This window comes from Pseudomonas sp. EA_15y_Pfl1_P101, assembly GCF_963970835.1.
Classification (GTDB): Bacteria; Pseudomonadota; Gammaproteobacteria; order Pseudomonadales; family Pseudomonadaceae; genus Aquipseudomonas; species Aquipseudomonas tritici.
The window spans coordinates 257,667-281,332 of record NZ_CAXAPA010000009.1; the positions used below are offsets into that span (position 1 = coordinate 257,667).

Consider the following 23,666-nt stretch of genomic DNA (forward strand, 5'->3'; position numbering starts at 1 on the left):
GCCACCTCTCTTTTGTCCCTCTTTCCCAGCGCACTGCAAAAAAGCTTTTTCCTTAAAGCAGGAAAAATTCCTTATTTGTTCCTACACTCAAAAACACACCCAATCACCCAGTGCCCAGACAAGGAATGTCAATAAAATGCCACTAAAAATAATGATAGAACTCTCTAGTATGGGGGCCTCGCATAACAGTCAACTTATTGACTAAGCAAATAAAGGGAAAACGCCTTTAGTCACTACCCCGCAAAATCAATTCAAATGAATCGCTGTGTTTGGAGGGTGCATTTGAATTGGAAAGTTGCGTATTACCCAGTGCAGTCAGTTCGAGCTGAACGCTAAAGCGGCCCGCTGCTTTATTGAGCGAACAGTCGAACAGTGCCGCTTGGCGTGCAATGAGGGATGGTTTATGCGAGAGAAGTCGTCAGTCGACAGCTTGTTTTTAACGCGTGCTGGTTTTGTTGAATTCTTTGTTGTCTTCGTCAAATTGATCCACGGCCTGTCGGCCATTTTGCCTCCACTGGTCCTGGTGCTTTTCCTCGACCCGATTGACCCTGAACTGCGCGCTCATTTCGTGGGCATGTTGGTGTTTTTCGCGGTCCTGACCATTATTCTCTTTCAGGCCCTGGGCATATATTCCGAAGAATTGTTCAGCAACCGGCTGCGCTTGAAAACCAAGATCAAAGCCTGGTCGGCGGCGTTTTGCATTCTGTTGTTCATGTACCAGATCCTGCACATGTTCCCGCAATTAACCCCGCGTAACCTGGCGACGTGGTATGTCGCCAGCCTGACGTTGTTCTGCCTGGAGCGCCTGGTGATGTTGCGCCTTTATCGCAGGCTGATGCGGGCTGGCAAATACCTGCAACGCACGGTGATCCTGGGCTTTACCGACACCGCTGTGCACGTCGCCGATCACCTGCAGCGCCACGGCGATATCCGTTCCGGCCTGGTCGGTTTTATCGACGACCGCACCGAGCGCATTCCCAAGGAGCTGAGCAAGCTGCCCCTGCTGGGCAATACCCGCGACCTCGAAAAACTGATCCGTGCCGAGCAGGTCAACCAAGTGATGATCTGCCTGCCCTGGGCCGCCGAGCAGCGCATCCACGGCTTGGTCAACCGCCTGCGGCAGCTGTCGGTGAACGTCATGCTGGTGCCGGACATGGCGGCCCTGCGCTACGGCCACAGCAAAATCACCGATGTGGGCGGCATCCTAATGTTCAACACCTCGCAGTTGCCATTGCGCGGCTGGTCGCCAGTGATCAAGCGCTGTGAGGATTTCCTGCTGGCCAGCCTGGCGTTGGTGTGCCTGTCACCGCTGATGGTGGCGACAGCGATTGCGATCAAGCTCGACTCCAAGGGCCCAGTGCTGTTTCGCCAGAACCGCTATGGCTACAACGACAACGAAATCCGCGTGTTCAAGTTCCGCTCGATGTACACCGACCAGAGCGACTTCACCGCCGAGCGCCAAACGACGCGCACAGACCCGCGCATCACGCGCGTGGGCCGCATCATCCGCAAGACCAGCATTGACGAGCTGCCGCAACTGTTCAATGTGCTGCTGGGAAACATGTCCATGGTCGGCCCGCGCCCGCACGCCACGGCGACCAAGGCGGCGGGCGTGCCCTTCGAAGTGGCGGTCAGCGAATACAGCTCGCGTCACCGAGTCAAGCCCGGTATCACCGGCTGGGCGCAGATCAACGGTTACCGGGGGGAGACCGACACCCTGTTCAAGATCCAGAAACGCGTCGAGTACGACCTGGAGTACATCTCCAAGTGGTCGGTGTGGTTTGACCTGTACATCGTCTTCATGACGATCCCGGCCGTCCTTTCCACCAAGGAAGTCTATTGATGAACACCCTCAACGGATTGATTCCCTGCATCATTTCCGGTGGTTCGGGCACGCGGCTGTGGCCGGTGTCCCGGCAGAACATGCCCAAGCCGTTCATGCGCATGCGCGATGGCATAAGCCTGCTGCAGAAAACCTTTCAGCGGGCGGCCAAACTGCCCGGCGTGGAAAGCGTGTTGACGGTGACCAACCGCGACCTGCTGTTCCGCACCCTGGATGACTACCGCCTGGTCAACAAGGCTCACCTGCCCCTGGACCTGCTTCTGGAGCCGTTCGGGCGTAATACGGCAGCGGCAATTGCGGTGGCGGCGTTGCACGTACAGGAACATTTTGGCGGCGACGCGCAGTTGTTGGTCATGCCCGCCGACCATTTGATCCTCAATGAAGTGGCGTTTGCCGAGGCCGTGACCCAGGCCCGCGACCTGGCCGAAGCCGGTTACCTGGTGACGTTTGGTATCCAGCCGGATCACCCGGAAACCGGCTTTGGCTACATTGAACAGGGTGAGCCGCTGAGCACGGGCAACCGGGTCAAACGCTTCGTCGAAAAACCCGACCTGGTCACCGCCCAGGGCTATCTCGACGGCGGCAAGCACCTGTGGAACGCCGGCATGTTCTGCTTCAAGGCCAGCACCCTGGTGGACGAACTCGCCACCCATGCGCCCGACGTGCTGGAAGCCGCCCGCACCGCGCTGGACCATAGCCAGAGCCTGCAAAACAAAACCTCGCGCCAGTGTGAGCTGGACTCGGAGGCCTTCGGCAGCGCGCCAGATATTTCCATCGACGTGGCCTTGATGGAAAAGTCCAAGCAAGTCGCCGTGGTGCCCTGCGACATCGGCTGGAGCGATATCGGCTCGTGGGAAGCCCTGCGCCAGCTCACCCCCAGCGACGCGCATGGCAACCAGGTCAATGGCGAAGCGATTTTGCATGACGTGCACAACTGCTACATCGACTCGCCCAAGCGCGTACTCGGCGCGGTAGGCGTGCGCGACCTGATTATCGTCGACACGCCCGACGCGCTGCTGATCGCCGACGCCCACCGTAGCCAGGATGTGCGCTACATCGTCGCCGAACTCAAGCGCCAGAACCATCCGGCGTACAGCCTGCACCGCACCGTCACCCGGCCGTGGGGTACCTACACCGTGCTGGAGGAAAGCAGCCGCTTCAAGATCAAACGCATCGTGGTCAAGCCGCAGGCGTCGCTGTCACTGCAGATGCACCACCACCGCAGCGAACACTGGGTGGTGGTCAGCGGCGCAGCGCAGATCACCAACGGCGAGCGCGAATTCCTGATCAACGCCAACGAGTCCACCTACATCCCCGCCGGGAATAAACACCGGCTGACCAACCCCGGCATTATCGACCTGGTGATGATCGAGGTGCAGAGCGGCGAGTACCTGGGCGAAGACGACATCGTGCGCTTCGACGACATCTACGGGCGCGCCCCGGCTGAAGTGAAAAAATGACATGCGTACGTCTCTGATCATCCCGACCCGTAACGCCTCCAGCCACTTGGCACGCCTGCTGCCGGCGCTGGAGATGCAAACCCTGCAACCTGACGAGTTGCTGGTGGTGGACAGCGCGTCCAGCGACGACACCGTGGCGCGCTTTCGCGCGTTCGGTGCACGGGTTGAGGTGATCGACGCGCGTGATTTCAACCATGGCGGTACGCGGCGCTGGGCCAGCGAACAGGTGGGCGGTGAGGCGCTGATCGTGATGACCCAGGACGCGATCCCCGCCACCCCCGAGACCTTCGCCAACCTGCTCGCCGAATTGCAGCAGGACCCGCTCAATGGCGTGGCCTACGGGCGCCAGCTGCCTCACCCCGATGCCGGTGTGTTGGGCGCGCAATCGCGGCACTTCAACTATCCGGAACAGAGCCGCAGCAAAAGCCTGGCCGATGCAGCGGAATTAGGGATCAAGACCTGCTTCAGCTCCGACTCGTTTTCCGTGTACCGGCGCAGCGTGCTGGAGGCGGTGGGCGGTTTCCCGGCAGACGTGATCGGCAGCGAAGACGCCTTCGTGGCCGCACGCATGCTGCTCGAAGGCTACAAGGTGCGCTACGCCGCCACGGCGCTGGTGCACCACTCCCACGATTACAGACTCATGGATGAGTTTCACCGCTACTTCGACATTGGCGTGTTCTACGGCCGCGAGCCGTGGATCAAGCAGGCCTTTGGCGATGCGGGTGGCGAAGGCAAGCGCTATGTGCTGGCTGAACTCAGGGCCTTGCGCAAGGCCCGAGCCTTGCACCGCATTCCCGAAGTGCTGGTACGCAGCGCGTTCAAATTGCTCGGCTACCGGCTGGGCCATCTGGAGCGCCGTCTCCCCCTCTCCCTAAAGCGGCGCATCAGCATGTTTCCCGGTTATTGGAGGTGAGCATCATGACCTACAGGAAGTCCCCCTTGATGAAACGAACCCTGCTCGTGCTCGCCCTGCTGACTGCGGCAGGCTGTAACACGCCTGCGCGCATTGTGCCGCCGGACGGCAAGACCGTCGAAGAAGGCAAGCGCGCCCTCGAGCAGCTTGCACAGCTACCGCCGGCGATGGAACGTATCCGCATCGGCGACCAGCTGCGCATCGTGCGCGATGCCGGTGAGATGCCGACGCTGTCAGCGTTCAACGTCAGCACCATCTATGAGCTGACGCTGTACACAGTGCAGACCGACGGCAAGATCAACTACCCGTTCCTGGGGCCGATCCAAGTGGCCGGGCGCCAGCCTTCGGAATTGGCCACGGAGCTGACCACCAAGCTCGCGCCGATCTACCGCGAACCGCGCGTGACCGTAAACATCAACCAGGCACCGGCCAGCTCGATCATCGTCGGCGGCGCGGTGAACAACCCGACGGCAGTGCAGATTGCCACGGCCAACACCCTTGAGCAGGCAATCATCGGTGCCGGCGGGGTCAGCCCGGCGGGCAATGCCAGCATGGTCGCCCTGCTGCGTGAAGACGCACAGGGTGCCTATCGCGCCTACTTCCTGGACTTCAGCCAACTGCTCAAGACCGGCCCCAACGGGCGCAAGCCTGTTCGCCTGCAACGCGGCGATGTGGTGTTCGTGCCCAAATCCAACGTGGGCGAGCGCATCCAAGGGGTGGATACCTACCTGAACCAACTAATCCCCTTCACCAAGTCCATTGGGGTTGGCTACAACTACACACGAACCAGCGGCGGCAGTAACTAAAGGAGCGACATCCCTATGATCGAGATCCGTTCTTTTCGTGATCTTCTGCGTCTGTTCTTCATTTTCCGGCGCGAGTTCAAACTGGCGGCGATTGCCGCGCTGGTGATCATCCTGCTGGGGGCTTTCTTGCTGCCGGCCAAGTACGAATCCACTGCGCGCCTGCTGGTCAAGCCTGGGCGGGATTCGACCCTGCCCATCGAGATCAGTAACCGCCAGGCGCTGGTGATGCCCAGCACGCAGCGAGACCCGATTGTCGACGAAGAACGCCTGCTCACCGGTCGCCCGATCGTGCGCGCGGTGGCGGAGCACTACCTGGAAGTGATCGACAACGCGCCACCGCCGGAAGGCTTCTGGAAGCGCACCAAGTACTACGTCAAGAGCGGCCTGGGTGCGGTATTCGATGGCCTGCGCGTGGTGCTGGAAACCGTTGGCGTGGTTGAAAAGACTACCCCGGTTGAACGCCTGGCCGTCAGCCTGGAGAAGAACTTTGAAGTGAGCCACGCCGCCGGCTCGACGGTGATGGATATCAGCTTCAAGTGGGGCGACCCGGAGATCGCCCAGGCGGTGGTCAAGGATTGGGTCGAAACCTATATCAACGAACGCACCCAGGCCTTGGGGCGCAAGAGCCTGTACGCCTTTTATGAAGGCCAGGCGGCCAACAGCGCGACCGAGATCAAGAGCTACAAGCAACAGATCCTCACGCACCTCAACGAGATCGGCGCAGCGAGCATCACCGATCGCCTGGAAGACTTGTCCGAGCGCATCAACGTGCTGCGCGGCGAGACCTTCAACACTACGCGGCTGATCGCCTCGTCCGACAGCGCAATCCAGAGCACACGCAAGCAACTCAAGAGCCAGCCGAAGGAAGTCACCACGGTGCGCCAGATCGCTCTGAACCCGCAGCAGCAGGACTTACGTCGCCTGCTTAACCAGAAGCTGCTGGAAAAGGCCGACATGATGCGCACGTACACGGACAATGCGCCGCCGGTCAAAGCCCTGGACGCGTCGATTCGTGCCATGCAGGTCCAGGTCGCCAGCGAAAGCAACACCGTTCAAGCCTCGGAAAACCGTGCGCCGAACACCCTGGAAATCCACTTACAGCGCGTGCTGCTGGATGAAACCAGTAACAACCTGGCGCTGCGCACGCAGCTGGTTCAACAGCAGAAACAATTGGTGAACCTGGAAGCGCAGCGCAAGCAAGCCCTGGAGATAGAACCGGAGCTGGCCCGCCTCTCCCGAGAGCTGAACACCACAGAGCGCAATTACGCGTTGTACGTGGATAACCTGGAAAAATCGCGCATCGACCGTGAGCTGGACAACAGCCAGATCAGCAACATTGCCGTGATCGAAGAAGCAACCCTGAACCCAGGCCGCATCTTCCCGAAAACCCTGGTGATGCTAATCCTGGCGATCCCGTTTGCGATCGTCGTCGGCTTGCTGGTGATCTACCTGTGCTACCTGCTCGACCAGCGTATTCACGACGGTGGCCTGGTGGAGCGCAAGTTCGGCCTGCCGCTGTGGACCACCCTGCCCGAGCTGGACACCACCACCGCGCAAAGCGCCAACGCGTTCAATGCGAGCATCTACCGGCTATACAGCTTGCTGCAGCCCGACCGTATCGCCGAGAAGGGCCTGACACTCGGGCTGACCTCAGCGCGTCACGGCGAGGGGGTGACCTTTGTGGTCGAGCAACTGCGCCAGTTGCTGGCCGAAAACGGCATCGATGTGCGGGTCGGCGGGCTTGAAGCGGCGGCGCCCGGCGAGGTGGTGCTGCTGGATGCCTCGGCGTTGCTGGCTAACCGCGATGCGTTTGTGACCCTGCGCTGCGCCGACCTGATCGCGCTGGTGGTGGAGGCGCGCAAAAGTACCGTGCCGGTGGTGGAGCATGCGCTGTCGATTCTCAACACGGCGTTCGGCAAGGTGGACGGCATCATCATCAACCGGCGCAAGTTCGAAGTGCCGAGCAAGGTGCTGCAGACCATTGGCAAATACCGGGGAGCGTTCTGATGCGTATCGCCCTGCTCGCGCCCTTGCCGCCGGAAAAAAACGGCATCGCCGACTACGCGAACCATTTCCGTACGGCGCTGGAACAACTCGGTGTGACGGTGCTGACGCCGCTGGCCGGGGTGGCGGGCAACTCCAAAGCGATAGAGCAGGCCGTCGCCGGCTTCGATTGGCAAACCGTCGACTTGGTGCACGCCGAGCTGGGCGGCGGGCGGCTGGGGGAGTTCCTGGCCCTGCGCGAGCTGCGCAAGGCTTACCCGCAACTGCCACTGACCGCCACCGTGCATGACCCGGAACGCTTGGTGTGGCGGCGTGAGCATCTGCCGTTCCCTTTGAGCCTGCTGGAGCGTTTGCCCAGCCCGTTACCCCAAGCGGCCGTGGTGCTGGCCGACCCGCTGACGTTGCGCGAAGAACGCCAGGTCGCCAAAGGGTTGACCCGGCTGGTGACCCTCACCCGCCTGGGTGCCAAGTGCTTGAGCCAGCGCATGCAATTGCCCGCCGCCAAAGTGGCGGTGATCAACCATGCCAACCTGGCGATTACACCGGCACCGCTGCCATCGCTGGACACGCTGCACCTGCTGTACTTCGGCTTCATCTACCGCGGCAAAGGCATCGAAGACCTGGTGCAGGCCCTGGCGGATGTGTTCAAACACGCCCCCGAATTACGCGATCGCGTGCGCCTGACCCTGGCCGGCGGCACTGCCCCGGAGATGGCATTTGGCGCGGGCGGTAATTACCTGGCGCAACTGAACGCGCAGATCGCGTCACTGGGCCTGACCGCGTCCATCGACTGGCGGCTGAACCTGCCCGCCGATGAAATTGCCCATACCATCCAGGCCCACCATGCGATGGTGCTGCCGTACCGCGAATCGAAAAAACTTGGCCTGCTCGGGCGCCAGCGCGGCACCAGTGGGGCGTTGTCCTGGGCGACCGCCTGCGGGCGCGGCGCGATCACCTCCGATGCGCGCGCGTTTGCCGAGGAAGTCGCCAGTGGCAACGGCGCCATTTACCCAGAGGGTGATGTGGCTGCCCTCGGCGAACAACTGTTGCGCCTGGCACGCACGCCGCTGCTGGCGCGGGATTGGGCCGAGCGCGCCGGGGAAATTGGTCGCGAACGGTTGTGGCCGTTGACGGCGCAGAAATTTGTCACGCTGTTTGGCGAGGCCATCGTCGGAGCCCGCCATGTCGCGTAAACGCACTTACCTGGTCACCCTGGCGGTAGTCGCCGCCCTGGGCCTCAGCGCGTTTTTGTGGGGGCGCCAGGCCGATGCCGAGAACCCTGTGCTCAAGGGCAGCAAAGTCGTGGTGTGGAAGGATTTCCTGGGGGTGAACGCGCAATTCCTGTGGTTCAGCCCGGTGCGTTACCAGATGCAGATCGACCGCCTAAAGGCCCTGGGCCTGGAATGGGTGCGCCTGGACCTGCACTGGGATCAGCTTGAACCCGCCGAGAACCAGTACCAGGTCGCAACCCTGGATCAGTTGGTCGGCAAGTTGCAGGACAACCAGCTCAAGTCGGTGTTCTACCTGGTCGGCTCGGCGCCCTTCGCTACGACCGCGCCAGCCGGGGCGCCGTATCAGGATCAGTACCCGCCCAAGGATCCGAACGTGTTCGCCAATCGCATGGCGCTGTTGGCCCAGCGTTATCCCAGTGTGGATGCCTGGCAGGTGTGGAATGAGCCGAACCTGCTGGGCTTCTGGCGCCCGGTAGCGGACCCGGCCGGTTATGCCGCCCTTTTGACGGCCACCGCCAATGCCTTGCGCACCGTGAACCCGAACACACCGGTGGTGGCCGCTGGTATGGCGTTCTTCAGCGAAATGCCTAATGGGCAGACCATGCTCGCGGCCCTCGGTGCGCTGGGTGTAGCCAGCTTGAACACGGTAATTTCCTACCACCCCTACACCCAACTGCCTGAAGGCAACGATCCGGCGAACCTGGACTTCATCGCCAAGACCACCCAACTCAACCAGGCCTTGCGCAACGGCGGTGTACAAACCCTGTGGAGCACCGAGTGGGGCTGGTCGACTTACCACGGGCCAAAAGACGCCCAGGACATCATCACGCTACAAGCCCAGGCCGATTACATCGTGCGGCGTGTGGCGCTGATGAGCGCGATGGATTACGACAAAATCTTCCTGTTCACCCTCAGCGACCTCGACCAGCGCGCCAGCGTGCGCGACCAGTCGTATGGCCTGCTCGATATCGACGCCAACCCCAAGCCCGCCTACACCGCGCTGAAAAACTTCCTCGACGTCAGCGGGCCGCAACTCACGCCGGGCGATCCACCGGTTGCCGACCAGTTGCCCGGCGGTTTGTTCAGCATCGGCTGGACCCGTGCGGACGGGCGCAAGCTGTGGTTTTTCTGGTCTGCCCAAGGCGGCAACGCGCATTTGCCGGGCCTGGCCAGCGCCACCCTGTACGACCCGTTGCGCGGCACCCAGACCCCGGTGAGCGGCACCAACGGCCTGACTGTACCGGTCAAGTCGAACCTGCAAATTCTGCTATGGGATTGAGGCCTGCGATGCGCATTTTATGGATCCTGCCCTACTCACCCTGGCCCGCCACCAGCGGCGGCAAGACGCGCCAGTTTCACCTGCTGCGCAGCCTGGCCGCGCGCGGGCATCGGATCACCTTGCTGCTGCATGACAAGCACCCGGTGTCGCTCACAGACCGCAAAGTGCTGGAAGCATTTTTCGAACAACTGATCATCCTGCCGCGCCGCCCACTGCGCAGTGTGAAGACCCTCGTGGCCGGGCTGTTTGCACCCTACCCGCTGCTGGCCAGTGTGAATGGCCTGTCGAATGAACTGCAGGAAACCTTCAACGGGTTGTTGGATGACCACTGGGACGTGGTGCAGATTGAGCACAGCTACAGCTTCCAGCCTTACGAGGACGCGCTGGCGCGTAAATCCCAGCCGTTCGTGCTGACCGAACACAATGTCGAGTCGGCCCTCGGCGCGGCCACCTATGACCGCTTGCCGGGCTGGGCGCTGCCCTTCATTCGCTACGATCAATGGCGCTACACGCGCTGGGAGCGTCGTGTGATGCGCCAGGCCACGCAGGTAGTGGCGGTGACTGACAGCGACGCACAGACCCTGACCAAGATCGCCGGCAAACCGGTGTCGGTGGTGGTCAATGGCGTGGATTGCGATCACTTCGCGGTGGCCCATCCCGATCCATCGGCACGCCGCGTGCTGTTCCTGGGCAATTACGAATACGCCCCCAATGTGGACGCTATCGAGTGGGCGCTGGATGAGATCCTGCCCAAGGTCTGGGAACGCTGCCCGCAGGCACGCATGAGCGTGTGTGGTTTCGGCATGCCAGCCAGCTGGCGCGAGCGCTGGCAGGACCCACGCATTGAGTGGCAAGGTTTTGTGCCTAACCTGATAGACCTGCAATCGAGTTGCTCGGTTTTTCTTGCGCCGTTGCGCCATGGCGGCGGTTCCAAACTCAAGGTGCTTGAAGCCTTGGCCGCCGGCCTGCCGCTGGCAAGTACCGAGCAAGGTGTCTCGGGGCTCGACCTGATAGAAGGCCTGGACTACCTAGGCGGCCAAACCGCCGCGAGCCTGGCAGACGCCGTGGTGCGTCTGCTGCAGTTCCCCGACGCCGCCGGGCCCATGGGTGAAGCGGGCCGCGCGTATGTGCGTCGCGCCCATGACTGGAGCGTCGCCGCCAGCCAGCTAGAGCAGGTGTACGCGAGCCTTTCGCCGTTGAATCAAAAGGAGCCCGCATGCGTGTAGGCCTGGATTACCGCACCGTCGGCACTTCGCCGCAATCGGGCATCAGCCGCCAGGTGTACGCGCTGGAAAGCGCCCTGCACAGCCTGCCGGGCATTGAGCTTGAGCGGTTTACCGTGGCGCCCCTGGGCGATGAAACCCGTTTGCAGGCCCACTGCCCAGCCTGGGGCTGCGCGAAGACCGCCATGCACCAGCCGCAGAATCGCCTGCGTTTCGAGGCCGGTTTTCTACCGCGCGCGTTGCGTGAGCAGCCTATCGATCTGTACATCAGCACCTTTAACATGGGCCTGCCGTTGCCGCCCAAGCCGAAAGGATTGCGTACCGTGGTGCTGCTGCATGACCTGTTTCAGATCACCTTGGACAACTACCACGCCAACCGTTTGAAGGCGCTGATCTACAAGACCAGCGATCGCCTGTCGATTGCCTACGCGGTGCACAGCGCCGACCGGGTGTGGACGCCGTCGCAGTACAGCGCCGACGAAACCGCGCGGTTGTTTCCCAAGTCGGCGGGCAAGATTCGCGTGCTGCCCAACCAGGTCGACGGTTTTTCCGAACTGGCGGCGGACCTCAGCGCCCGCCAACTCCCCGAGCGCTACTGGCTGCTGGTGGGCACCCGCGAGCTGCGCAAAAACGTGCCATTCCTGGTGGAGGCCTGGCAGAAAGCGCGACGCCAATCCCCTGCCGTGCCGGATTTGGTGCTGGTGGGCAGCCTCGACCATTTGCCCGAAGCCCAGCGTGACCTACCGGGTATTCGTGCGCTGAGTGGCGTGTCGGATGCCGAATTGCACGCGCTGTACCGCCGGGCATTACGCTTGTGGCAACCTTCGTATGCCGAGGGCTTTGGTCTGCCTGTGATCGAAGCCCTGAGCGTGGGCACCCCGGTGGCGGTGGCCAGCGGTACGTCGCTGGATGAAATCACCCCGCCGTCGGCACCGCGCTTCTCGCCCACCGATGGCCCGGCGCTGACGCAGTTGATGGTCAGCCTGGGCGAGCGCGCCAATGAGGAATCGCCCGAGCAACGGCGCCAGTGGGCGGAGCGCTTCAACCATCACGCCTATCGCCGGCGCCTGGGCGAACTGATTGAGGAGCTGAAGTGAAAATAAATTTAACCAGCCTCTTCGCGATCCTCTTCGGCCTGCTGTTTGGCGCCCTCGCGCTGCTGCTGTCACCGGCCAAGGCGTTCCTCGCCGTGATCGGCCTGGCCGGGGCCGTTACCATCCTGCGCTTTCCGTTCTGGGGCTTGTTGCTGTTTGCCCTGATCGCCACGTTCATGCCGTACTCCACGGTCAACCTGGGCATTCGCAGTACCGTCAGCGAAGCCATCCTGGCGCTGACATGGGGCGCGGTGCTGTGGCACAACTTCCTGGCGCGCCTGCCCGACACACCGAGCCTCTCCCGCCGGCCTACCGACCAGATGCTGCTGTGGCTGATGCTGTTCAGTGTGTTCCCGTTTATCGTCGGCCAAGTCACCATCCACGCCGACACCAGCGGCGTGGCCAACTGGTTGCGCTGGTTGTTGAGCCTGTCGGCGGTATTCCTCTGCGCTAAATTGCTGGTGGATCACAAGCACCGCGAATCGCTGGTAATCGCCCTGCTGCTGGGCAGCCTGGCGATGCTGGTGCTGTCGATTGCAGTGTTTGTGCGCACGCGATCCGCGGCCGGCATTGCGCCGATCCTGGGGCTGTTCAACTATGCCAACTTCGACATGTTGAAGTTCGGCCTGGAGGCCATGTCTTCGCGCATGGGCTCGCCGTGGATGCACCCGAATGCCATCGGCGGGATCATGGCGTTGCTGCTGCCCCTGGCCTTCTGTTTTGGCATGACCGAGCAAGGCTGGAAGCGCGCGCTTGGCCTGAGCGTGGCGTGCCTGGGCGCGGCGGCGCTGCTGTTGGCCAGCAGCCGCGGTGCGATGGTCAGCCTGGCATTGGTGCTGATGTGGATGGCCACGCGCCGGGTGCCCTACACCGGTCGCCTGCTGATGATCGGTGCGGCGCTGACGGTGGCGTTGGTGATGGCTTATCCACCGTTGCAGGAGCGCCTGGCGACGATCTTTTCGTCGGATAACGCCAGTACCGAAGTGCGTTTCGACGAGTACCGCATGTTCCCGCAGGCGGTGGGGTCCTACCCGTTCGGTATTGGCTTCAAGGTGGATCCACCGGTACCGGGCACTCAGTTGCTGGGCATCTCGAACCTGTGGCTGAACTTCGTCTACAAGACCGGCATCGTCGGCATGCTGTTTTTTGTGGCGGTGACGGTGCGCTGGTGGCGTGAAGCGCGCCCGGACAGCGGCCCGATCCGCCTGACGAAAGACAATGCGCTATGGCTGGGCACCACCGCCGGGATTCTCTCGGCGCTGGTCAGCGGCCTGTTCGACCACTACTTCAGCTTTGCGGTGGTGATGGTCGCGCTGTTCTGGCTGATGGTGGGGATCAATGTGCTGGAGGCCCGCCGACTGTTTCCGGCGCGCCTGCCACAGGTAAAAAGCGTGGCGTTGCGCAAACCGCTGATTGATGGTGCGCAACCCTGATGCTGGGCTCCGCGGTCTGGCTGACCCTGGCGACGCTGCTGGGCTTGTGCCTGGGCTTCGCCCGCGAATGGTTGCTGGTGGCGGCCTGGGGTGCGAGTGAGCGCAGTGATGCGTTCCTGATCGCGCTGTTTTTGCCGGAGGCGCTGCGCATGTCTCTGGCTGGCGGTGTGCTGAGCGCCGCTGCGCTGCCGCTTTATCTCGCGCGCAAAGACGACGAGCGGCAGGGCTGGTTGACGGAGTTGTTTCCGACGTTGCTGCTGATCGCGCTGGTCATCAGCCTGCTGCTGACGCTGTGGGCGCCGTGGCTGGTGCAACTGCTTGGGCCGGGCTTGGCGGCCAGTGCGACGGCTTTGGCGAGCAGCAACTTGCAGATTGTCGCGTGGTGCGTGCCGGGGCTGATGCTGCATGCACTGTTCAGTATTCCGTTGCAGGCCAGCGAGCGTTTTGTGCTGGCAGGCTTGGGCTCATTGTTGTTCAATCTGCCGCCGGTGACCTACCTCGCGTTCGCGGGTACCGCCACCCAACCGCACTCCCTGGCACTGGCGTGCCTGGCCGGCAGCCTGTTGATGCCGTTGGCGCTGCTGCCGTCGATGTGGCGTCAGGGTTGGCGGCCATGGCATTGGCAATTGTCGTTGGCGCCACTACGGGAGTTGGGCCAGCGCATCGGCCCACTGTTGTTGAGCAATGGCGCCAGCCAGGGCCTGGCGCTGATCGAGCGGCTGGTGGCGTCGTTGCTGGGGGAAGGCGCGGTGACCTGGATCAACCTGGCGCGCAAGCTGATGAACCTGCCGCTGATTGCGCTTATGAGCCTCAACCAAGTACTGCTGGGCATGATGAGCCGTCGCCAGGGCGATGAACGCCTGGCCCTGCTCAAGCGCGGCCTGGAAACCGCCAGCGTGCTGACCCTGCCCGCTGGCGTTGGCCTGGTGGCGGCGGCACCGAGCCTGGTGGCGTTGCTGCTGCCCAGGCAATCGGTGGACTCGCCGTTGCCACTGTTGCTGGCCTGGTTTGCTGTGCCACTGGTGTTCGGCGCCTGGAACGCCTTGCTCGCGCGCTATGCCTATGCCGCTGGCGATACACGCCAGCCACTGCGCTGCGAATTGCTCGGTAGCTTGGTCAATGTGCTGCTGCTCGGCGCCCTGCCTTTTATGTTCGGCCTGGCCGGCATTCCTCTGGCTGCGCTGGCCGGGGTGATCTGCACCGCGTTACTGCTGATGCAGCGCCAAGCCTTGCTTGGCGCCCTGCCCTGGGCCCGGCATTGGCTGCTCAGTGCAGTGCTGATGGGCGTGGTGGCGCTGGCGCTGTTTCGGGTTGAAGGCGTGTGGCTGCAACTGGGGCTGAGCACCCTGACCGGCGCGGTGGTGTTGCTCGGGATGGGGCTGTGGCTGAAGCCGTGGCGCAAGGCATGAACGATCAATCGGGACAACTCAGATGAAACATCGCTGGATTCAAATGGATATTGCCAAGGGTATCGGCATCCTGGTGATCGTATTTGCCCACAGCTGGTTCGTCGCCACCTCGCCGGACTTGCTGTACCCGGTGCTGGCGTCGTTTATTTTGCCGTTGTTCTTCTTTTTGTCGGGGGTGTTCTTCAAGCCTGAACAACCGTTCGTGGAGACGGCGGTGCGCAAGGCCGATGGCCTGCTCAAGCCGTTTTTCTTCACCATGCTCACCTATGTGGTCGTGCGCAGCATCCTGCGCGGCCAGCCGCTGCTACCGGATGTGGGTGGCGTGCTGTATGCCTCGGTGGACACCCTCCCGTGGCAGGCGCTGTGGTTTCTGCCGCACTTCTGGGTGGCGATCCTGTTCAGTTGGGTGATGCTGCGGTTGATCCAGCGCTTGAAGCTGTCGCTGTGGTTGAGCCTCGCGCTGGTGGCACTGCAATTGATCCTAGGCGCCTGGATGCTGCCGTGGTTCTGGCAACTGCCGGTCACCTTCGGCGAGCATACGTGGGTGCTGCCCGGCCTGCCGTTTAGCCTGGATATCACGCTGATCAGCAGCACTTACTTCATTGTCGGCTACCTGTTGCGCGATTGGTTGCGCCGGCACTCGGGTTCCTGGCTGACGCTGTTGATCTCGATCGCGCTGTTCGCCCTGGTGTTCACCTTCACCTGGGACACCATGGACCTGGCACAGCGACGCTACGACCATTGGTTCTGGACCACACTGCCGGCCGCGATCGGCGTTTATGCCTGCTGGGCGCTGGCGCGGGTGCTGATGGTCTCGGCCTGGGTCACCCGGGCCATGACCTACATCGGCCAGAACACCTTGATCCTGCTGATCTTCCACGGCGAGATCCAGCACAAGTCCTTCGACCTGATGGAGCGCTTGGGGCTGCCTGCACTGCCGGCGGCGTGCGTGGGGTTTGTGGTGGCGGTGGTGGTGCCGTTATTGATCGGGGAAGTGATCAAGCGGGTGGCGTTTTTGCGGTTTCTCTACTTTCCGTTTCCAGTGCGTAAGGCGACCGGGGAGAAGGCGGCAACGTAAGGAACACTTGAAGATGCGCAGCATTGGTATCTACACATCTCGAGAGCAACCTGTGTGAGCGGGCTTGCCCCGCCCCCTACAGGGTTGTGCAGATACTTATAGCCATCGCGGGCAAGACGGACGACGGACGCCCACAAAGGGTTATGTATTTCAGTCGTCGAGTTGTTGCGAAGCTGGCTTACTGCCGTGCTTGGCCGGTTTGGCACCCTTGGTCGGCGCAGCAGCGGGTGCTGCTGGTTCAGGCTCTGCGGCCGCGGCAGCTTCTTTTTCCGCCATCGGCATTTGGTCAATAGCCGCGAAAAACTCCTTCAAGTCGAGGGTATCCGGTGGCACGGTCTTCTCGACTTTCTTCTCACCGTCCTTGCCCACCAGGATCACTTTAGTGCCACTGCCGGCGCCCAGTTTGAGGGCACGAATCAGCGCATTGGTTTCGGGCGGCGTGAGCTTTTTGTTGTCCTTTGGGTCCTTGGCGAACTTCTCCCCTTCGGCACCAATGCTGCCGAATTTCACGGTGTAGAACACCATGCTGCGCTCTTCAAAGGACTGCTTGGTCGCAGGCTCGTCCAACTGTTTCTTTAGGGTCGCCAAGGTGTCGTTGCCAGCATCAAGCTCCACCACCACCAGCGGCCGGGCTTTGCCCAAGTCCTGCTTGAGCGGGTTGATATCATCAGCAGCCAACAGCGGCCCCGTTAAAGCCATCAAGGTAGCCAGGGTCAGCGACCGGATGAGCATGCGCACCTCCTTTGAATTCCATGCAGGGTTCTTGAGTTTCATGTCTGCGACAGTCAAATTCAAGGATGATTCCTACATCACCTTAATAAAGCGTAGGTCAGGACGCCCGCTACGCAAGGGTTTGGTGGGTTCAACTGTCATTGTTTCCACTGATTGCGGAAACTTCATGAGACCTTCCACTCCGGCCAATGCCTCGCCAATACGGGGGCGACGATGGGGTCGGCATCCACTTGCGCCAGACTCTGGGCAAAGCTCGGCGCCAGCCCGTTCAATGCGTCCCGTGCCTCGTCCCAGCGCGACACCGCTGCGGCCATCAAGCCCAGTGCATTCGGAGTGTGGTTCGGGCCAAACAAATGCCCGGCAAACTGATCGGCAAATACCACCCAGGCCTGGTGCAGGTAGCGCCGGGTGCCCGTAACAAGCTGCGCCTGCACCGTTTCGTTGACGTCGCCGATCCAGCGTTGGGGGTAATCGATAATGCCGATCGCCGAATAGCAATTGGCCGCGATATACACCAGGCCGCGAATGATCTGCGCACGGTTGCCGGCCAGCAGGTCGGAGCCGGGAAACTCCAGGCCCAGATGGATCAGGATCGCTGCGCTTTCCGTCAGCACCTGGCCGTCGGGGGTTACCAGGGTGGGCACCTGTTTGAGCGGGTTGATAAGGGCCAGCTCCTCACTGCCCTCACCTTCCGCCCAGGAGGCCGCGTCTACCCTTCGCCACGGCACCGCACATCGTTGCAGGGCGATTTCAATCATGCAGGAACCGGATTCGTCGATGCCGTAGAGCGTGTACATGGGCCTGTCCTCCTAGCGGTGCCTGCGCCCAAGAGTGCAAGTAACCACGGAGTCGAATCAAGTGTTTTAAAACAAGCCCATTTGCCCGCCGACCAGCGTGCTGAAATCGTCATTCACAAACGGCAGGATAGCGTCGGCCACCGGCTGCAATTGCCGGGTGACGTAGTGGTCGTAGTCGATGGGTGCTTGCCGCACTTCGAGGGGTTCCGGGCCGTTGACGCTGATCACGTAGCTGATCCAGCCACCGCGCTGGTATTGACGGGGGCGGTTCAGCCGGTCGTTGTATTCGTCCGCCAGGCGCGCAGCACGCACATGCGGCGGCACGTTGCGCTCGTAATCGTCCAGCCGTCGGCGCAGGCGTTTGCGGTAGATCAGCAACTCATCGAATTCGCCGCTCAGGGTACGGCGCACGTAGTCGCGTATGTAGTCCTGGTGGGGCTGGCGATGGAAGATGCGCTGGTACAGCTCCTGCTGGAATCGGCGGGCCAGGGGCGACCAGTCGCTGCGCACGGTTTCCAGGCCTTTGTAGACCATTTCTTCGCTGCCATCGCTACGCACGACAAGGCCCGCGTAGCGCTTCTTGCTGCCCTCCTCCGCGCCACGAATGGTCGGCATGAGGAAGCGCGTGAAGTGGGTTTCGTATTGCAGTTCCAGGGCGCTTTGCAGGCCGAACGCGGTTAGCAGGTGCTCGCGCCACCAGTCGTTGACGTGCTGTACCAACGCCCGTCCAATGCGGCCGGCCTCTTCCTGAGAATGCGCGCTGCCGAGCCAGACGAAGGTGGAGTCGGTGTCGCCGTAGATCACCTCATAGCCTTGGGCTTCGACCAGTTCGCGGGTCTGGCGCATGATCTGGTGACCGCGCAGGGTGATTGACGAAGCGAGCCGTGTATCGAAGAAACGGCAGCCGCTGGAACCGAGTACGCCGTAGAAGGCGTTCATGATGATTTTCAGGGCCTGGGACAGCGGCGCATTGTGTTCGCGCTTGGCCACTTCGCGGCCTTCGGAGACCCGCGCGACGATTGAGGGCAGGCAGTGCCGGGTGCGGGAAAAACGCGCGCCGCGAAAGCCTTCCACCGACGCACTGTCATCGGGGTACTTGAGGCCTTCGATCAGGCCCACCGGGTCGATCAGGAAACTGCGGATGATCGATGGGTAGAGGCTTTTGTAATCGAGTACCAGCACCGATTCGTAGAGACCGGGGCGCGAGTCCATGACAAACCCGCCGGGGCTGGCCTGGGGCGGTTTGTCGCCCAGGTTTGGCGCGACAAAGCCCTGGCGGTGCATCAACGGCATATACAAATGGGTGAACGCGGCGACAGAGCCACCGTTGCGGTCAGCCGGCAACCCGGTGACGCTGGCGCGCTCCAACAAGAACTTGAGCAGCTCAGTCTTCTTGAAAATCCGCGTGACCAGCTCGCAGTCCTTGAGGTTGTAGCGTGCCAGGGCGGGCTTGTCCTCGGCGAACATGCGGTTGATTTCGTCCATGCGCTGGTACGGCGTGGAGATGTCCTTGCCCTCGCCCAACAGGGTTTGCGCGACGTTTTCCAGGCTGAAGGATTCGAAGCTCCAGGTGGCCGAGCGCAGGGCCTCGATGCCATCGATGATCAGCCGCCCCGCCGCCGCCGCGAAGTAGTGATTACGGCTACCGTGTTCGCGCCAGGCCATCGGCTCTTCGCCACGCCCAAGCATCAGCGGCACGTTGAGGCGCTGGGCGTGTTCGTGGAGGACACGCAGGTCGAACTGCACCACGTTCCAACCGATGATCGCATCGGGGTCGTGCTGGGCAAGCCATTGGTTGAGTCGTTCGAGCAATTGCGCGCGGGTGTCGCTGTAGTCGAGCTTGAAGTCCACTGCGTCGGTGTTGTTCGGCGGGCCGAGCATGTACACCTGGCGCTCGCCGCAGCCTTCGAGGGCGATGGAATAGAGATCCCCCTCGGCGGTAGTCTCGATGTCGAGGGACACCAGTTTCAGCGGCGGGCGGTAGTCGGGCGCGGGTTTCATCTGCGCGTCGCAGAGCACGCCGTTTGCGTCGGGAGTGCCACCGAACCACACCGGTGCGGTGATGAAACGCTCCATCATGTAGCGCTCGGGTGGGCGCACGTCACCTTCGTAGACATCCACACCGGCAGCGCGCAGGCGTTTTTCCACGTCCATCGCCTGGCGGTGCTGGCGGGTGTAAAGACCCAGGACCGGGCGGTGATGGAAATCGCACAACTGCAACGGGCGCAATTCGATGTCGCGCTCACCCTTGAGCAGCCAATCCAGCGGCTTGCGATGGGCTTCGGGGATAAACATCACCGAGGTCTGCACGGGGAGGCGGATAAACCTAGGGCCGTGGTCGGTCGCCAGCCAGAAGCTCACCTCCGTGCCCGCCGGGGTATCACGCCAATGCCGGGTCAGGACAAAACCCTGCTGTAAATCCACCGTAACGCACCTCAGGAATCGCTTTCAGGGCGTGATTCTACTCGGCATCGCACGAGTGCGGCACGTTAACGCTCATGACGGCTGCCCCAACAATCATGATGCTGTTTAGGGCCCAGCCTGGCTCAGATAGGTTTCGATGTTGCTCATCTGTTCGTCCCAGCCACGGGAATTCATTTTGAAGGCTTTTTGCCGCCTCGCCTCAGGCACTGCGTCAAAACCCGATTCGACCACCCATAGCAGAATGCCCGGAGCACGGTCTTCAATGGTGAACTCCACCAACGTCGGGGTCTCCTGGTCATAGTCGACGCCCTCTTCTACCGCGAACGGATGCCACCAGAAAGAGAACAGTGTTTGCGGCAGGATGCGTTCGATTTTCACCTTCCAGATCACATGTTTGTAACCTGGGTAGGTGATAGGCGCTTCAACGGTTTGCCCCGCGACAAACGCCTTGCCCGTGAGTGCAATCCGAAACCATCGGCCGAATTGTTCGGCGTCTGTCAGTGCTTCCCACACCTGTTTACGTGGAGCATTGAGCAGTACTTTTCGTTCTATGCGGTCCAATACGTGCATACGTCACCTCCTGCATTGACAGTAGGCGACATCGACTAATGCGCAACCTTTCGGTCACGCATTGGTGTTGCTACTTACTTCAGAATTTCCATTTGGCGTTGACCATCGCATTGCGCGGATCGCCGTAGGAACCTGAGTTGAATGTGCCCATGCCGTCGTAATATTTTTTGTCGAACAGGTTGTTGACGTTCGCCGTGAGACTCGCGGGAGGTATAGCCGCCGAACACGTTCCAGCCTGCGGCCAATTCACCGGAAATCTCAGTTTCGACACCGCGCGTGGTGGTGCCAGCGATGGCCTGGAGGTAGGCGTGCTCAAGGGCTTTTCGGCGAAAGCTGTATCATCACGCGCTTGGCAATCGTCACAAGAAAGTGCCGGGCCTCCTTCAAGTCAGCGGCCACCGGCTTCGCGCGTTCGGCCAGCAACAAACGGATAAGGTGTCTTGAGCCAGGTCTGCAGCCTGATGGGAACAACCCAGGCGCGCAGGTAACCAACTGACAAACCAGCGGGGGTGGCCACTGTAGAGTTGGCCAATAGGTTCGTGGGTAGGATGAGGCCCAGCGGACAAAGGCATAGTGATATTGCGTAAGAATGAGAACGCTTCGCAATTTAGCACTAAGGCAAATGGCTTGTATGACAGTGATGCGCAACGCGGCGGCAAAAGGTAGATTCTCCCACCTCCCCCCCTGAGGTGACGCACCATGACTGAACAGCTCCATGGAAGTTGTTTCTGCAAAGCCGTGCAGTATCAGCTAGACAGCTTGGATATGCCCGTCAGCCACTGCCATTGTTACAGCTGCCGCAAGGTGCATGCGGCGGCCTTTGTGGCGACGGCCGGCGTGATGCGCGAACACTTTCGCTGGACGCGGGGCGTGGAGCTGCTGGCGTCTTTCGAATCTTCGCCAGGCAAACTCAGGCATTTCTGCTCGCGCTGTGGCTCGCATCTGATGGCAGAGCGTGTGCATCAACCCCATGTCATTGTGCGGGTGGCGACGCTGGATGATGATCCGGGTGTCACGGCCACCGCGCATATCTGGACAGCCCATGACGTGCCCTGGCTTACCTACCAAGGCGTAGAGCAATGGGACGAATGGCAAGTATGATTTAAACCTTTGGGTCGCCAGGCGCCTTAGTCGGCGTCGCATATTGCGGTTTCAGGTGGCCTTCCTGATCGAGCAACCAGGCATCCATAATCTGACGTACTACCGGCCCCGCGACACGGCCTCCGGCCTCGCCGTTTTCGATCATCACCGAGATCACGATTTTCGGATGCTCCGCCGGAGCGAAACCGACGAACAAGGCGTTGTCACGGTGGCGCTCCTGGGTCTTTTCACGGTTGTAACGCTCACCCTGCTTGATCGCCACCACTTGCGCTGTACCACTCTTGCCGGCAATGCGGTATTGCGCGCCTTGTGCCGCCGCGCGTGCAATACCGCGTGGATCGTGCATGACCAGTTGCATGCCGTGGTTGACCTGCTCCCAATCGCGCGGGTCCTTAAGGACCACGTTAGGCATCGGATTTTCATCCACGGGCGGCACGCCGTTGATGGTCTTGGCCAGATGCGGTCGGTTCCACACACCTTTATTGGCGATCAAAGCAGTGGCCTGGGCCAGTTGCAACGGCGTGACTTGCATATAGCCCTGGCCGATGCCGAGGATCACGGTTTCGCCCGGGAACCACGGCTGACGCCGGGTGGCGCGCTTCCAGGCCTGGGATGGCATCAGGCCAGCTGACTCTTCGAACATATCCAGCGACACTTTCTGGCCCAGGCCGAATTCCGCCAAGTAGTCATGCAGGCGGTCAATGCCCAGCTTGTGGGCCAGTTCGTAAAAGTAGGTGTCGTTGGAGCGCATGATGGCGGCGTCCATGTCTACCCAGCCGTCGCCGCTGTGGTTCCAATTGCGGTATTTGTGGTCAAAATCCGGCAGTTGGTAGTAACCGGGGTCGAAGACACGGGTTTGCGGCGTGACGACACCGCTGTCGAGGCCGGCAATGGCGACTTCAGGCTTGATGGTCGAGCCCGGCGCGTAAAGTCCTCTAAGGACGCGGTTGAACAGTGGCCGGTCGATGGAGTCATGCAACGCGGCATATTCCTTGAAGCTGATGCCGGTGACGAACAGGTTTGGGTCGAAACTCGGCTTGCTGACCATGGCCAGCACTTCCCCGGTTTGCGGGTCGAGGGCAACCACCGAGCCACGGCGATTACCGAGGGCTTCTTCCGCCGCTTCCTGAAGGTGCACGTCGAGGCTCAGCACAATGTTTTTGCCCGGGATCGGATCCGTGTGTTTGAGTACGCGAAGTACGCGGCCCTGAGCATTGGTCTCGACTTCTTCATAGCCTACGTGACCATGCAGCTCGGACTCGTAGAAGCGCTCGATACCGGTCTTGCCGATGGATTGCGTACCGCGATACTCCACAGAGTCGAGGGCTTTGGATTCTTTCTCATTGATCCGCCCCACATACCCGATGGAATGGGCAAAGTGGGCGCCCAGAGGATAGTGGCGAACGAATTGCGGTTCTACGTCTACCCCAGGCAGGCGGAATTCGTTCACAGCCAGCAGCGCGATCTGTTCTTCGGTCAGCTCGTAAAACAATGTCACAGGCACGAAGGGGTGGCGTGCTTGTTTGAGCGCCTTGTCGAACACAGCACGTTCTTCGGCGGGCAGGTGCAGCAAACGAATGATGGCGTCCAGCTCACCTTTGAGGTCAGTGGTGCGCTCACGGGTGATGATCAGGTTGTAGCTGGGGCGGTTGTCGGCAAGCACCACACCATTGCGGTCATAGATCAACCCGCGCGTTGGTGTGATGGGCAACACGTGGACACGGTTGTTTTCAGAAATCGTGGAGTGATAGTCGTACTGCACCACCTGCAGAAAATACATACGGCCTACCAAGGCGCAGGTGATGCCAATCACTAACAGTGCGCAGGCGAGCAGGCGCTTGTTGACAAGGCGGTTTTCTTTTTCGTGATCTTTGATCGGTATCGGTTCAGGCATTTCTACAGCATCTCGTTAAAGAAGGTCGACGCCGCGTCCTGCGGATTAAAGATCAATCCCTGTGAAAATGTGCTGCACCATACCAAAAATGCAGAAACACTTTGTATCGTTTTACCCAACGGTATGCCGGATGAGGGATTTTTCATGGAGGCTCGGATTACGGTAAGGGGAACGGTGACAAGCCCTTCCTCCTGGGACTTTCCAACCGCCCAAAACAAAACCCCTGTTTGCGTTAGCAAACAGGGGGTTCGGAATTTAATCTTGACGATGACCTACTCTCACATGGGGAAACCCCACACTACCATCGGCGATGCATCGTTTCACTACTGAGTTCGGGATGGGATCAGGTGGTTCCAATGCTCTATGGTCGTCAA

Annotated in this window: 19 protein-coding genes and 1 rRNA gene; 13 read left to right on the plus strand and 7 right to left on the minus strand. The window is 61.2% G+C overall.

From position 1 onward, the window contains the following. Positions 1-403 precede the first annotated feature (403 nt). Genes AACY36_RS16695 through AACY36_RS16750 form a run of 12 tightly spaced genes read left to right on the plus strand, consistent with a single transcriptional unit; the run spans position 404 to position 15,774 of the window. Positions 404-1,843: an undecaprenyl-phosphate glucose phosphotransferase gene (locus tag AACY36_RS16695; RefSeq protein WP_339421110.1), complete on the plus strand. Its 1,440-nt coding sequence runs from the start codon at positions 404-406 to the stop codon at positions 1,841-1,843. Then, on the plus strand, positions 1,843-3,303 hold the full coding sequence (locus AACY36_RS16700; protein ID WP_339428137.1) for a mannose-1-phosphate guanylyltransferase/mannose-6-phosphate isomerase: 1,461 nt from the start codon (positions 1,843-1,845) through the stop codon (positions 3,301-3,303). The genes AACY36_RS16695 and AACY36_RS16700 overlap by 1 nt, the downstream gene beginning before the upstream one ends. Position 3,304: 1 nt before the next feature. Then, positions 3,305-4,216: a glycosyltransferase family 2 protein gene (locus AACY36_RS16705; RefSeq protein ID WP_339428136.1), complete on the plus strand. Its 912-nt coding sequence runs from the start codon at positions 3,305-3,307 to the stop codon at positions 4,214-4,216. A gap of 29 nt (positions 4,217-4,245) precedes the next feature. Beyond that, the gene (locus AACY36_RS16710; protein WP_339421116.1) at positions 4,246-5,022 is read left to right on the plus strand and encodes a polysaccharide biosynthesis/export family protein; all 777 of its coding nucleotides are present in this window, start codon (positions 4,246-4,248) and stop codon (positions 5,020-5,022) included. 15 nt (positions 5,023-5,037) lie between these two features. After that, positions 5,038-7,029 carry a GumC family protein gene (locus tag AACY36_RS16715; RefSeq protein WP_339421117.1) on the plus strand — a complete coding sequence of 664 codons (1,992 nt, stop codon included), beginning with the start codon at positions 5,038-5,040 and terminating at the stop codon, positions 7,027-7,029. Then, positions 7,029-8,219 carry a glycosyltransferase gene (locus AACY36_RS16720; RefSeq protein ID WP_339421119.1) on the plus strand — a complete coding sequence of 397 codons (1,191 nt, stop codon included), beginning with the start codon at positions 7,029-7,031 and terminating at the stop codon, positions 8,217-8,219. The genes AACY36_RS16715 and AACY36_RS16720 overlap by 1 nt, the downstream gene beginning before the upstream one ends. Then, on the plus strand, positions 8,209-9,537 hold the full coding sequence (locus AACY36_RS16725; RefSeq protein ID WP_339421120.1) for a GH39 family glycosyl hydrolase: 1,329 nt from the start codon (positions 8,209-8,211) through the stop codon (positions 9,535-9,537). Before AACY36_RS16720 ends, AACY36_RS16725 begins: the two co-directional genes overlap by 11 nt. Before the next feature lie 8 nt (positions 9,538-9,545). Then, positions 9,546-10,763, plus strand: coding sequence for a glycosyltransferase family 4 protein (locus tag AACY36_RS16730; protein ID WP_339497313.1), 1,218 nt, complete (start codon positions 9,546-9,548; stop codon positions 10,761-10,763). Then, complete coding sequence (locus AACY36_RS16735) at positions 10,754-11,857, plus strand: glycosyltransferase family 4 protein (RefSeq protein WP_339421122.1); 1,104 nt, start codon at positions 10,754-10,756, stop codon at positions 11,855-11,857. The genes AACY36_RS16730 and AACY36_RS16735 overlap by 10 nt, the downstream gene beginning before the upstream one ends. A gap of 2 nt (positions 11,858-11,859) precedes the next feature. Next, positions 11,860-13,287, plus strand: a complete 1,428-nt coding sequence (locus AACY36_RS16740) for an O-antigen ligase family protein (RefSeq protein WP_339421135.1) — start codon at positions 11,860-11,862, stop codon at positions 13,285-13,287. Then, positions 13,287-14,696 carry a murein biosynthesis integral membrane protein MurJ gene (gene murJ / locus AACY36_RS16745; protein ID WP_339421123.1) on the plus strand — a complete coding sequence of 470 codons (1,410 nt, stop codon included), beginning with the start codon at positions 13,287-13,289 and terminating at the stop codon, positions 14,694-14,696. The genes AACY36_RS16740 and murJ overlap by 1 nt, the downstream gene beginning before the upstream one ends. A 22-nt stretch (positions 14,697-14,718) precedes the next feature. Further along, on the plus strand, positions 14,719-15,774 hold the full coding sequence (locus tag AACY36_RS16750) for an acyltransferase family protein (RefSeq protein ID WP_339421125.1): 1,056 nt from the start codon (positions 14,719-14,721) through the stop codon (positions 15,772-15,774). A 150-nt stretch (positions 15,775-15,924) separates the two neighbouring features. On the opposite strand, the gene AACY36_RS16755 is transcribed toward AACY36_RS16750, so the two are convergent. The 5 genes from AACY36_RS16755 to AACY36_RS16775 all read right to left on the minus strand — a co-directional run bounded on the left by AACY36_RS16755 (position 15,925) and on the right by AACY36_RS16775 (position 20,613). After that, complete coding sequence (locus AACY36_RS16755; protein WP_339421126.1) at positions 15,925-16,506, minus strand: DUF4174 domain-containing protein; 582 nt, start codon at positions 16,504-16,506, stop codon at positions 15,925-15,927. Between the two features lie 164 nt (positions 16,507-16,670). Further along, the gene (locus AACY36_RS16760) at positions 16,671-17,303 is read right to left on the minus strand and encodes a glutathione S-transferase (protein ID WP_339421127.1); all 633 of its coding nucleotides are present in this window, start codon (positions 17,301-17,303) and stop codon (positions 16,671-16,673) included. A 66-nt stretch (positions 17,304-17,369) separates the two neighbouring features. Continuing rightward, positions 17,370-19,727, minus strand: coding sequence for a DNA polymerase II (locus AACY36_RS16765; protein ID WP_339421128.1), 2,358 nt, complete (start codon positions 19,725-19,727; stop codon positions 17,370-17,372). Between the two features lie 105 nt (positions 19,728-19,832). Next, complete coding sequence (locus tag AACY36_RS16770; RefSeq protein ID WP_339493523.1) at positions 19,833-20,297, minus strand: SRPBCC family protein; 465 nt, start codon at positions 20,295-20,297, stop codon at positions 19,833-19,835. A 79-nt stretch (positions 20,298-20,376) separates the two neighbouring features. Next, on the minus strand, positions 20,377-20,613 hold the full coding sequence (locus tag AACY36_RS16775; RefSeq protein ID WP_339421130.1) for a hypothetical protein: 237 nt from the start codon (positions 20,611-20,613) through the stop codon (positions 20,377-20,379). Positions 20,614-20,996: 383 nt separating this feature from the next. Here AACY36_RS16775 and AACY36_RS16780 point away from each other — a divergent pair, with 383 nt between their 5' ends. After that, entirely contained in the window at positions 20,997-21,398 is a 402-nt protein-coding gene (locus tag AACY36_RS16780; protein WP_339421131.1) for a GFA family protein, read from the plus strand. Between the two features lies 1 nt (position 21,399). Here AACY36_RS16780 and mrdA read toward each other — a convergent pair whose 3' ends face one another. Together mrdA and rrf are read right to left on the minus strand one after the other, a co-directional pair. Then, positions 21,400-23,292, minus strand: a complete 1,893-nt coding sequence (gene mrdA, locus AACY36_RS16785) for a penicillin-binding protein 2 (protein WP_339428132.1) — start codon at positions 23,290-23,292, stop codon at positions 21,400-21,402. Between the two features lie 259 nt (positions 23,293-23,551). Then, positions 23,552-23,666, minus strand: a 5S ribosomal RNA gene (gene rrf, locus AACY36_RS16790).